6 protein-coding genes and 1 pseudogene are annotated in these 12,213 nt (G+C 66.5%); 5 read left to right on the top strand and 2 right to left on the bottom strand.

The window, feature by feature from the left end:
- Positions 1-19 precede the first annotated feature (19 nt).
- The 4 genes and pseudogenes from ACZ5XS_RS38160 to ACZ5XS_RS38175 all read left to right on the top strand — a co-directional run bounded on the left by ACZ5XS_RS38160 (position 20) and on the right by ACZ5XS_RS38175 (position 9,514).
- Positions 20-7,651, top strand: coding sequence for a hypothetical protein (locus tag ACZ5XS_RS38160; protein WP_468659297.1), 7,632 nt, complete (start codon positions 20-22; stop codon positions 7,649-7,651).
- Between the two features lie 755 nt (positions 7,652-8,406).
- Positions 8,407-8,714: pseudogene (locus ACZ5XS_RS38165) on the top strand (ISKra4 family transposase); the annotation flags it as partial.
- A 39-nt stretch (positions 8,715-8,753) separates the two neighbouring features.
- Positions 8,754-9,098: an NAD(P)-dependent oxidoreductase gene (locus tag ACZ5XS_RS38170; protein ID WP_468659348.1), complete on the top strand. Its 345-nt coding sequence runs from the start codon at positions 8,754-8,756 to the stop codon at positions 9,096-9,098.
- Between the two features lie 206 nt (positions 9,099-9,304).
- Positions 9,305-9,514 carry a hypothetical protein gene (locus ACZ5XS_RS38175; RefSeq protein ID WP_468659299.1) on the top strand — a complete coding sequence of 70 codons (210 nt, stop codon included), beginning with the start codon at positions 9,305-9,307 and terminating at the stop codon, positions 9,512-9,514.
- Positions 9,515-9,674: 160 nt separating this feature from the next.
- Here the strand turns inward: ACZ5XS_RS38175 and ACZ5XS_RS38180 are convergent, their stop codons facing one another.
- Positions 9,675-11,096 (bottom strand): MFS transporter, encoded by a 1,422-nt coding sequence (locus ACZ5XS_RS38180; RefSeq protein WP_468659301.1) that lies wholly within the window; start codon positions 11,094-11,096, stop codon positions 9,675-9,677.
- On the opposite strand from ACZ5XS_RS38180, the gene ACZ5XS_RS38185 reads away from it, so the two are divergent.
- Positions 11,095-11,259 carry a hypothetical protein gene (locus ACZ5XS_RS38185; RefSeq protein WP_468659302.1) on the top strand — a complete coding sequence of 55 codons (165 nt, stop codon included), beginning with the start codon at positions 11,095-11,097 and terminating at the stop codon, positions 11,257-11,259. The genes ACZ5XS_RS38180 and ACZ5XS_RS38185 overlap by 2 nt on opposite strands.
- A gap of 322 nt (positions 11,260-11,581) precedes the next feature.
- Here the strand turns inward: ACZ5XS_RS38185 and ACZ5XS_RS38190 are convergent, their stop codons facing one another.
- A complete protein-coding gene (locus ACZ5XS_RS38190) occupies positions 11,582-12,202 on the bottom strand; it encodes a nuclear transport factor 2 family protein (RefSeq protein ID WP_468659304.1) in 621 nt (206 codons plus the stop codon).
- Positions 12,203-12,213 lie beyond the last annotated feature (11 nt).

Genomic DNA, 12,213 nt, shown 5'->3' on the forward strand with positions numbered 1-12,213 from the left:
ACGAGCGTTGGGTCGGCCGATGAGTGATAAGCAGACACGTCTGATCAAAACCGGACTGTTTACCGACTGTGGGTTGCGCATAGTCGACGACTTCACCGGTCGGCAGTGGCTGTTTGATGCCATCGAGAGCTGGCATGAGGCCGGGGTCGATCGCGTTCTGGCGGTTGTCGCCCCGCCCGGCATGGGTAAGACCTCGGCGTTTGCCGAGCTTGCCTACCGGCAGGCGATGACGCCTGCGGACCAGCGCTGGCTGTCCGCTGTGTGGAACTGTTCGGGGTACCGGTCCAGTCCGCTGTCCGCTGTGGCCGCGGTGGCCGAACAGTTCTGTGTGTCGGTCCCCGGATTTCGCGATGCCCTGCTGAATCCGGCTGGCGAGCCGCCAGGCAGCCCTTCGCGGATCGAAGTGCGAACTGATGTCCGCGTAGATCGGGCCGCAAGCGGCTCGAAGATCGTCGGTGTGCAGATTGAACTGCACGATTCATCCGTGCTGGACGCCGTGGACCGATTGCTGCGCCGGCCGCTGAGAGAGCTTGCGCCGTCTCGTCCCCTGACTGTCGCCTTCGATTCCCTCGACGAGACGGTGACGTGGGGCGGCACGCCGACATTGGTGGAGGTTCTCTTCCGGCACGCGGTTGACCTGCCGCTTCGCTTGCTCATTAGCAGCCGTAAAGATCCGCGCATTTGGCAGTCGCGCGTCGGGGTGGAAAGCGCTCACATCGATTTAGTGGAGGATGCGCCGCCAGGTACGGCTGAGGTGTCTGAGTATGTGGAAGCGCGCCTCGCCGATGTCGACGCTGCGCTACGCGAGGAGATCGCACGGCTTGTTCAAGAGGCGTCCGCAGGGAATTTCTTGTATGCCTACTACGCGGTCGAATCCCTCCGCCGTAACGAGGCGTCAGCTGCCGACCTCACCGACCTTCCCGCCGGGCTCACCGAATGGTACGAGAGGTTCCTTGAACGTGAGCTGCGGCCGCCGGGCAATGCCGCAGCGGAGACCCGGTGGTCCACCGTCATCCGTCCGTGTCTTGAGCTGATCCTGGCGTGCCGGTCTGAAGGATTCCGCGCAGGTGAGATCGCGAAGATCGTTTCCCTGCCTACCTCGGTGGTTGACGACTTTTACCGCGTCGCAGGGCAGTACTTGCACGGGGAACGCGACGGCGTATGGTCCATCTACCACCAGTCGTTCGCCCAATTCCTGAGTGAGGGACCGCACCCTCTGGTCGAGCGACGAGGAGGCGATGCCCGAATCGTCGGCGCAGCCTACCGGGCATGGCAGGGGGCGTGGGACAGGTGCACTGACTACTACGTGCTGGAACATCTTCCTTATCACCTGGTCGCGTCAGCCGCTGACAGCGCGGAGCGCCGCCGGCTCTACGAGCTGATGGCCGAGCCCGGCTTCCCTACCCGTCAGGTGTGGATGTCCACATCCAGGCCGGAGGCTGCCCTCCTGTCGGCGAGGACTTTTCATACAGTGGTACGGATCGCGGTGACGCATGCCGATTATGCGGCAGCGGCACGCCTCCTGCTGCGCTGGAGCGCTGTCCGACGACTCATAGCACTACGCACGCCAGCCGACGTCGCTCTCATCCTCGGCGCTGATGACGCACTGGAGGCGACCAAGGCTCTGCCACCGCACGACGCGGTTGTCTGGCACCTCCTCATCGGTGTTTACCTGCTCGGCTCGGGTCGCGAGGCCGAGGCTCGCCAAATCGTCCGTGCAGTGCTCGCTGGACCCCGGCATGTGCTCCCCGGTGATCGTCCGGAGTTGGCTGCCTGGTCCCTTGCCCGCCTGTCGGCCGTGCTGGACGCCGACGAGCTCAATCGCCTGATCTTGCAGACGCTTCACAGCGGCTACCAGCGTCAGTGCGTCGTGCTCCATCTGATGCGCCATGGGGAGCACAGCCGGGCGGTCCAGGTGCTGGACTCGATTCACGGAATGTTCGAGCAAGAGCGGCCGGAACGAGACATCCTCTACGACGCCCTGGCCGTTAGGGGGTGGAAAGAGTCTCGGTACCTCGCCCGGCAGATTCTCGACAGGCATCGCGGTGGCAGCTTCGTCGACAGCTTCCGGCACGAGCCGGACCCCTCCTCCGGGTACGACGAGCTGGGGGGATATCAGCACGGGGATGCCAACGAGACCATCCGGCTCTGCCAAGCGATTCTCGGTATCCGCGCGGCAACGCGGGTCGCGTTGGACGAGGATGGCGACGACGAGGACAGCTGGGACCGAAGTCCGGCGCGGCGCGCCTGGTTGCTGGCGGTTCTCGCTGCGACTCAACGGGATCTCCAGTACCGTGACGCTCTGCTTGAGTTAGTGCACGCGGCCAGAAAGCACCGTGCGTCGCAGCGCCTGGCGACCAGCGCCGGCGACCACCCATCGAACTCTGGTCTCGACCGTGAGCAGAGCAGCCAGATCCTCTACGAGTACGGGCGCTACCTGCTCTGGTCCGGACGAACCACCGAGGCCCGCCAGGTGTTCGAGGAGGTTGCCCCCAGCCTTCTGGGATCCGGCCCGGGGAGCGGGTGGCTTCACCACGACATTTTCCACGGCCAATGCCAGCAGCGATTCGAGATTGAAGCAGTCGTCCACATGGGTGCGGCAGGCTTCCTGGAGCCGGCGATCACCCTGGCCGAGCGCTACGCCGCGGAGGGCCTCGAAGACGGCGTGCGCGCTCTGTTCCGCATCCTGACCTGGACCCGGCCAGCCACCGGTAGCGAACGATGGCGCATCAGATGCGCCATCACGACCGCGTTGGACGCACTACCTAGCCATTCAGACTCCAGCATGCTGCGGGCCCTGGCGCTCTACGAGATGTACACACCCGCACCGGGTGAAACCTTGCGCGCCCTGGGGTCGGTGATGTCGGGCCGCGACGAGGTCTCACGTCAGCTACTCAAGGCGACTACTCAGACCCTGACCTATGCCGCCAAAGCGGCCACAGAAAGATCTCTGGCAGTCAATGTTTTTCGTCAGAGCTACGAAGTCGCAAGCGCCGACGTGCCGCAACTTTCCGATGGGCTTTCCGCTCTGCTCCGAAGCATCGCTCCTGCGGAGGGAGTCGAGCTGAGGGCGGCCGTACAAGCGGCGAACGGCAGCCTGGACCGCGAGCAGGCATCGGAAATCGTCCACCGGTGGCTCTGCTCGGGCAAAGTGACCGAGGCCTGCATACTCCTCGACGGGCTGTCCCTGGGCCCGGATGACGCTCCGCTACCGCAACTGAGGAATATGCTCCAGCGGCTGCGGAACGAAGAACTTCCCAGCGTGACGGAGCTGAGTCACGTACCCACCACCACGGTGGTCGAAGTGGTTGTGGCCGCCGCGCATGTACAGGCGACCGGCGCGGCGCATGACGATCTACGCCGATACGCCGCCGAACGGGTGGAACGGGAAATCGACACCTTGGAGCGGGAACACCAAGGTGAGGCCTACGGCATCATGAGCGCCCAGGAGTATTTCCGTGCAGCTGCCTTGGTGAGGTGGCACGCCGCCCTCCTCGCCGTTCTGGGGGAGGTCCGTGAAGCAAATCACGCACTCGGCGCCGCTCAATGGATGGTCCTCATGGGTGAAGGCGGCATGTCCACCGCGCTGGCGATGGGCTGGGGTGACAGCCGTGCGGATTCGCAATCCCGTGATGAAGCGGAGTCCGAATTCGGTCGCATCCGCGACACCCTCAGGGTAGCCGAACACCTGGTATGGGGTGACAGGGCAGCCGAGGCGCGAGAGCTGCTCGCGGACAGTCTCGAAGCGATCTTCGGCTTCGCGCACGCCGACCTGGCATCCGAACTCGCGGTCATGGCGGCGCAGGTTGCCGCCGGCGCAGGATGGCTACCGGAAGCTACGCAGGCCTCTGAATTCATCGTCAACGAAACCGCGTTCCATCTTGCCGCAGTGGCTGCAGAGATCGCCTGCGCGAACGAGGGCGATGAGGTGAACTCCACGCTGGCCGACCTCATCGGGCGGATAGCCTCTGACGGGCAGTACGCCCTCGCAGCCATCGGACCGATGCTTCTCGCCACCGGAACCTTGACAGTCACCTCCGACGAGATCGTTCGGGAGTTTGAAAACTGGCTCGGTCAGCTGCGCGGAACCACACCGGCCCTTCCGCACACTCCTGGGCAGGGCGAAGCAGTGGACTCCGCGACCGACTGGGGCCTGGACGCGGAGCTTCAGGAGCGGTGGAGTGACCTCGCCACGGCCAGGGCCGCCGCTCTTGAGGACGCCGAGGCGGCAATCGAGCCGGATACCGACCTGATCGTCCATCGGTGCCAGGAGCTTGCATGGGCATACCAACGTGCCGGAATGTGGGACGCGGAGGTGCAACTGTGGACGGAAGCCCTTCGGGAGGCGTCGGAGTCCGGCTGGGCGTCGATTTCTCAGCTCGACGACCTTCGCGACGAGCTGTCCGAGTCCTTGGTGGGCGCAGGACGTCACGACGAGGCCACAGCGATCTGGCGCGAAGCTCTGGAGCAGAGCCTTGGCTACGATGCCGCTGACATCGGGCGTGCCGAACACTACTTCTGGCAACTCCGATGGATATATCGCCTACAGCAGCGATGGGACGATCTGGCTGAGATGTGGCGTGATGCGCTCGCCCGATGGCGCACGCTGTGTGACTCGGAAACGGTCCGATGGTTCGAGCGGGAGCTGGTCTGGACGTATGACAGGGTCGGACAGCCGGAGGAAGGTGCTCAGGTGTGGGCGGCCGCGCTGGAGTTAGCGCTCGCCCAGGGCGATATCAATCGAGCGGACACGCTACGGCAGAAACTTGCCCGTGCTCACCACAGGGCGAACCGGCCCGACGCCGAGGCACAGGTGTGGCTGGACGCTCTGGCCAGTGCCATCGGCGCGGAGCCAGACGCAGCTGTGCGCGTCGACAAATACCGGAGTGAACTCGTTTCCGCCTACAAGCTCGCCGACGCCCACGACAAGATTGTCGATGTGTGGGCGCAGATGCTCACCGAGGCGATCGCTGCCGGGGATCTCGAAGTAGCTGACGATTACCGCGAAAAGTTGGCGAAGGCGTATCGAGACATCAGCTATGCAGACGGCAGCTATAAAGAGGTGAATGGCTCAGATTCTGAGGCTGGTGTTTGGTTGGTAGCGCTCGCCGACGCACTGTCGGCATCTCAGCCCGACCGCCGGAGAATAGTCCGATACCGGGACAAGCTGAACAGGATCTATAGCTGGAACGAGCAGGGCAGCAATCTGGTGGCGCTCTGGGAGCCGGTGCTGGCGGAGGCGCGCAACGCGCCCGACCCGAACCCGGCAGAGCTGCGATCTGCCCAGATCCATATCGCGAACGCATACGCCATCGCCGAGCGTTTCGAAGACGAGATCTCAATTTGGAGTGACTGTCTTGCCGACATTCAGCAGGACCCGGATTACTACGCTCTCGAGGCGGACAATATCCGGCGACGACTTGCCAAAGCATGCCGGAATGCTGGGCTCCCCGACCAAGAGGCGGACGTCTGGCGTGAGGCGATCGCCAAGGTACAGACTGGAACGGACAATCGCGACGAAGACCGGATCCGCCGTTACTGCGATGAACTGGCCACCGCCTACGAGCATGCGGAGCAGTGGGACAACCTGGTTGAGCTGTGGAGAACGCGGTATGACGAGATACTGAGTACCGAGAACGCGGATCCACAAGCCGCGCGTGATGCTCATCAACAGCTTCGCGCCGCGCTGCGACGGGCGCAACGATGGGACGACCTGGTCGCGTTGTGCGAGCGGCGAGTCGGTGAGTCCACCTCAAGTCCCGACGAAACCGGCCGGGACAGCGTACGTGCCGAACTCGCTGATGCGTACCGGCAGGCGGGTCGTGTCGACGATGCAGCCCAGGTGTGGAGGGAAGCTATAGCCGATGCTCCCCGGGACTCCGACGCGGACGAGAAACGTGCCCATTGGTACCGCGAACAACTCGATCAGACGCTGGTTCAAGCAGGCGCGTGGGACGAACTGCTCCAGCAGGCGGAGACGGACCTCGTCAACGCGCGTACGTCGCCCGATCAGCAGGCAGTCCACAAAGCCCGCTCACATCTTGCCGAGATGTTCCGACGTGCGGGCCGTCCTACTGAACAGGCCCGTGTGCTGGTGGGAGGCCTCGCGGAAACTGGATGGCCTGGCAACACCAGCAGCCAATGGGCCCGATCGTTCCGTGACCAGCTGATCCACCTCTACGAAAAGGAGAACCGCTGGGAAGATCTGGTTCAGCTCAGGGAGGTTGAGTTCGACTCCGCAACACCGACCGACCCGGACCAGCTTGCCACCGCGCTCCGCAATCTGGCCGCTGCCTACCGCCAGGCGAGCCGCCACGCTGACGAAGCGCGCATCTGGCGGGAGGCGCTGGCGGAAGCAGGGCCGGACGAAGAGAAGGCCGCCTACTACCGCCTGGAGCTGGCGGAGGCATATCAACACGGCGGCCTCTGGGACGAACTCGTCACCCTATGGCAGCAGCACCTGGTCGAGATACGTGCCGAGGCAGAGCCGGACGCTGCCCTGGTGGACGACGTCCGGAGCCGGATTGCCCTGGCGCACTCCGACGCCGGACACCACGCAACGGCGGCGGATCTCTGGAGCGCGGCGCTGGCGGAAGCACAGGAGGAGCCTTCGCCGGACCCCGAGCGTCTCGACCGGCTCGCAGCCGGACTGGCTGACAGCTACGGCCGCGCCCGCCTCTGGAATGGCCAACTAGAGGTCCTGCGCTCTCACACCCAGATGTTTCAAGCCCAGTTGGGTGAAGCATCGCCACTGACTCTTCGAGCGGCGGAACGCCTCGCGATCGCCGCCTTCGAGGACAGGAGGTATGCCGAAGCCGACACGCTGCTCAGGGATCTGATCGGCCGTACGCCACGCCGCCGCGCTGCCGGCGCTCTGCATTTGCGCCGCGGCTACGTCCTGATGTTCGCCGACGAGGTGAGCGACGCCGCGGCGGAGTTCAGTATGGCCGCCGAGAGCGGTGATTGGCAGATCAGCGCTACGGCCTGGGGCTATCTGGGTTTCATGCAGCTGTGGCTGGGAAAATTCGACGACGCAGCGCAGGCTTATGCAAAAGCGGGATACGGCGTGTTTCCTGGCAGCCCGACCCTTGTCAGCCTCATGCGGGGTGACTTCGAAGAGGCTCGGCGCCAGTCTGAATTCCGACAAGATCCTTCAGATGCGTGGGTACGGTTGCTGACCACCGCAGGCTCCCCACAGCTGGATACCGCGCTCGCAGAGTTGCGGAACCGGGCAGTGGACGGCCCCTGGGATGTTTACGATCTTGTTGCTTGCGCTCTTGACGGCAGGCCAATGCCGTTCGACGCAACCTCCACAGAGGCTGTCACGGCCGCAGTTCGCCCCGATCCCCGGCTCGCGCCACTCGTCTACAGTCCCCCGTTCAGTAGAGCCGAGGTCATCGCGCTGACCCTGTGCGTGGCCGGAAGGCCCACGGAGGGAGCCGGTATCCTGGCGAGTGCTTCACCGCGACGACTCCCCGGCGAGCGCTTCCGGTATCCGCTGTACGAACTACTCGGCTCGCATGCCGGCACAGACCTCGATCCCCTACTGACCGTCTGGGCGGACGTTTGCACCGACGATCCTGACGCAGCAGGCCCGTGGGAAAACGCAGACCCCTCGGGCCACCCGATAGGAAGCGATCCCATCGCGTAGGCCGATGTGGCTTCACCCTCGCTGAGCAGGCCGGTCCAGGAGCCGTCCGGCAGACCCAGCTTATGAGCACCGCTTCTAAGTAGTACAGGGCGGTGAGCCTGGGGCCCTGCCGACGGGCAGGTCCCCTCGTGCAGGGGCGGTGAGCCCCTCAGGTCGCCGTCGGATCGGTGTCGGGACGTCTGGGATACGGCCTTCGAGCAGGAAGCCCGAGCTTGATCTGCTCTCGCTCGCGACGGTTTCTGCCGAGCCGGAACACGTAGCGGTGGGCTCCGCGGTGCCGTACGTTGCGGGCGCCGACCGCGGCCAGGGCCTCGCGGAGCCAGAGCGCCGGGCTGCAGCCGGCCCGCGGCACCGGTGCTCCGAGCACGACCAGCTGGGCTTCGGCGTACCGGTGGCCCTGCTCATGGCGACGGATCTTCTGCGCTGTCCGGTCGGAAGCGCGCGAGTTCGCGGATTCTGGGAGGGGCCAACCGTTGAACCCGCGCGTTGTCGCCTGGTTGGGGACAGGAATGAGGGTGGGTTCGTCTGTGCCTGCAGGGGATGAGGCTCCGGTCAGAGCAGTGAGGATCGGCGTCGTGCGGCAGCAATGGCTGTTCACGGTGCGCTGCGCGCGGCGGCCACGCAGACGGTGGCCGAGAGGACGAAGAGTGGCTCGTAACCGCCGAGCTGAACGGCGAGGGCGACTGTGCCTGATGTCGACGACGGAGTGGTTCCCGCCTGCGTTGGCCGTGGTGATGCCGGGCGGCGTCCCCTGCGCCGATCCGCGCACCATGATCCTCGCAGGCAAGGCCCTCCGCGCCGCCGACGAGATGCTGCCCCAGGCCGACCGTGAACGCCTGCCCGGCTCACGCCGGGAAGCCGTCGCCGGCTGCCACCGCTACCTCACCTGTCACCTCGGCCAACTCCACTACGACACAGCACTCGAGGCCGCTGGCCCATCGCCACCGGCGCCGCCGAAGGCACCTGCCGCCACCTCATCGGCGACCGCCTCGACATCACCGGCGCCCGCTGGGGTCTCGAAGGAGCCGAAGCCGTCCTCCGCCTCCGCGCCCTCACCGCCAACAACAAGGCGCTCGCCGAGGGCAGCGCTCGGATCGGTGTGGTGGACGGCGCGGGCAGCCTGCAGGTGGCCGAGGGCGGGCCGCGGGTGCTCGACGCCGTCGATTTCCCGGAGGTCTACAAGGCCGAGGCAACCACGCACGCGCTATTCCTGGACGCACTGCGGGCCGCCGACACCGACGCGGACTGGTTCTACCTCAGCCCGGCCGCCGAGTTCGGCGCCTGGGTCCCCGGTGAGCGCACCGGCACCTTCCGCGTCGGCGGCGACGTGCTGCTCACTGACGCCGAGGGCAAGTCCTTCATCTCCGGCGCCGACTACGCCATCGCCTTCGTCGACGAGATCGACAAGCCGGCCCACCCCCAGGCCCGGTTCAGCGTCGCTTACTGAGCCGGGGGGTCCAGGTTCCCGGGCAGCGGCCCAGAACCCGGGCCGTCCGACGCTCGGTTCGACGGGGCGTTTTCCTCCGGCGTCGCCCGGTTTACAGAGGCGCAGTTTGAGGTGTCGCGCTTTCCAGCGGCCCAAGGGCCGCTGGTGTGCGGTAAGCAGGTGGAGTTGGACCGTGCGATGTTCCAGCAGCCGGTGACGGTGGAGATGTGGACGATCACGCAATTCCCCAGGGCCCTGATTATCCCCTGTCGCCCTCGCTGGTCCACCACAACATCGAGTGGTGGCTGGACGCCGAGGAGTACCGCGCCGCCCTTGCCGACCCGGATGTGCGGGAGTCGGCCGCGGAACTGGCCGGGATCGCCGACGTGACGACATTGCGGGCCCGCAACTTCGCAAGCGGAGCGCCGATCTCGTAGCCCCCGCAAGGCGCCGCCCCTTCCCGCCCTCCGACCCCTTCTCCACGTCGATGGAGCCTCAGTGGAACCACTCGACGAGCGCGTCACCTCGGTCACCCGTATCGAATTGCACAACGGCTTCCCTGGGTGACGAGCGGGAGTTCGCCGCGCGGTACGACGACTACCTCGCCGTCCTGGAGAAGCAGGACGGCATGTCGCGCAGGAACAGCACGCTGATCACGGCGCCCACCAGGCAGGCGAGGGCGCTCACCAGGAACCCGAGGTTGTAGCCATGTGTCAGCGCCTCCGTCACCAGAGCGCCGACCCGCGGCCCCATGGGCGCCGAGGCCAGGGCGAGCGGGCCTCCCTCGGCGGCGACGGCCTGCACCGCGTGCTGCTGCGCGGCGGCCAGACCGGCGTCGGGCAGGGCCTGGGCCAGCACGGTTCCGGCCGAGGTCAGCGCCACGGTGCCGATGATGGCCGGGCCGAGAGCCTGGCCGAAGCCGCGCATCACCGTCGTGACGGCGCTTGCCATCCCGCCGAGTTCGATCGGCACGGTGTTCACCGCGGCGGCGGTCATCGCTCCGATCAGGAGGCCGAAGCCCATGCCGATGAGGATGAGCGCCGGGAGCATGGTCAGCAGGCTGGTGTCGCTCACGGGCAGCGACATCAGCCACAGCTGCCCCGCCGCGGTCAGCACCAGACCGGCGGCGAGCAACACCCGCGGAGCGACCTTGCGGAGCAGGCGCACCAGCAGCGGTCCCATGAGCGGTGTGACGCCCTGCATCACCAGGAACGGCCATGCCGACTCCAATGGGCTCCGGTGCTGGATCACCCCCAGCCGGACGCTCAGCCCGTACGCTCCGCCGAGAGAGCCGAACATCCCTATCACCGCGACGACAGCCGCGGCGGAGAAGGCAGGGATCCGGAACACGTCCAGCTTCAGCATCGCGGACGTCGACCTGGCCTCGATGACCAGGAACGCGGCCAGAAACACGACGCCGAGCAGGAAGGCGGTGACCACAGCAGGTGATCCCCAGCCCGACGTCGGACCCTGGATGACTCCGAAGAGCAGGGCCGGGATGGCCACGGTGATGGTCGCCTGCCCGGGCAGGTCCAGCGATCTGCCCTGCGGCGCACGGGAGTCAGCGGCGAACACCAGGCTGAGTGCGACACTGACGACGGCGAACAGGCCCACCGCCACGAAGGCCCAGCGGAACGAGGTGAACTCCACGACGGCGCCGGACATCACAGGAGCGACCAGCGCGCCGAGGGACAGCGCGGTCGTCCAGGCCGCGAGCCCGCGCGCCCGCTCGGCCGTCCCGGGGGTCGCAGCTGTGATCGACGCGAGTGACGAGGCGAACAGGGCCGCGGCGCCGATACCGGAGAGGGCCTGCCCCACGTACAGGGCGTGCACCGAGACGCCGATCGCGGCGACCGCATAGCCGATCGCCATCAGGGCCGCACCGCCGACGAGAATTTTCTTGCGCCCGTAGAGGTCGCCGAGTACGCCGAACGTCAGGCCCAGCGTCGCGGTCGGCACCAGGAAGGCTGCATTGATCCAGGACAGCTGGGGGCCGGACACCTGCAGTGTCTGTTGCATGACGCCGGTGATCGCGGCAGGCAGGCCCATCCCGACCGTTGCGATGAAGACCGCGGCGCAAGCGGCGACGAGTGTGCCGGTGCTCAGTGCCGCCGGCTTGGATGTTGAGGAACGGGAAGGTGACGACGCGACGTTGGGTATCAACTACATCAGTCCTCGATAGGCCGGTGACGGCATACACCGGCGAGATGGTTCATGCGGCGCCTGCGTCCGCACAATGCAGAGTGGGCCGAGCTCGCACGCGGCCCGCGTCCGCGACGCGCCCGGGGCGGCCTCTGACCGGCCGCCCACGCCTCGGCTGCGGTGCCGCCGGTCAGGTGCCGGACGCGAGGCATGCAGGAGGCCCCCGCCCTCGTAAGTCCAGGAGGCATGCAGGGGCCTCCTGGACTTACGAGGGCGCGCGCCACGGACGTCCGTCGTGGACCTGACGTCCGTCGTGGAGCTGCCGTGTCAGTCCGGCACCGGTGTGGCGGTAACCGGCGGTACTAAGGAAGCAGGGACTCCGAGCCGTCGAGCCAGGCCGCCCCTCGGGCGTACAGTGCCTCGACTTCGGGTCCGGTCAGTCCGGGCATGTCGGGCTTGACCGGGTAGCCGATCCTGCTCTGGAGGTAGGCGAGGTGCCGGTAGCCCTCGGGGAAGGCAGCGAGCAGGTCGGGGTCGAGATCGGGGCTGGTGCCTATGCTGACGGGGTCCAGCCGGTCCTTCTCGTAGATGGGCTGGCGCAGCACGATGGTCCAGCGTCCGTCGTGCTTGGCGAGGAAGTCGTAGAAGCGGCCGGTGCACACCACGTCGCACGCGACACCCTCGACCTCGCCACGCTGGGAGATGGTCATCTTGGTCTGTGCCACCGCCCGGCTGCCGCCGACCTCGACGGTGGTGCCGCCGAGGAAGTGCAGGATGCGCACGCCTCGGTCGAAGCCCTCGCGGCTGACGTGGATGAACTCGTCGCCGGTGCCCTGGAACCAGGTGGCCATCATCCGGCCCGTGGGGTGCCACACCTCTCGGAAGCGGTCCCAGTCGGCCGCGTCCCGCCACAGCACCCAGTTCTCGATCAATTCGCGGATCGCCAGGCGCTCCGCCATCTCAGGACCGATCAGATTCTTCACGTGCGAAATCT

Source organism: Streptomyces sp. NPDC033131 (assembly GCF_055578365.1).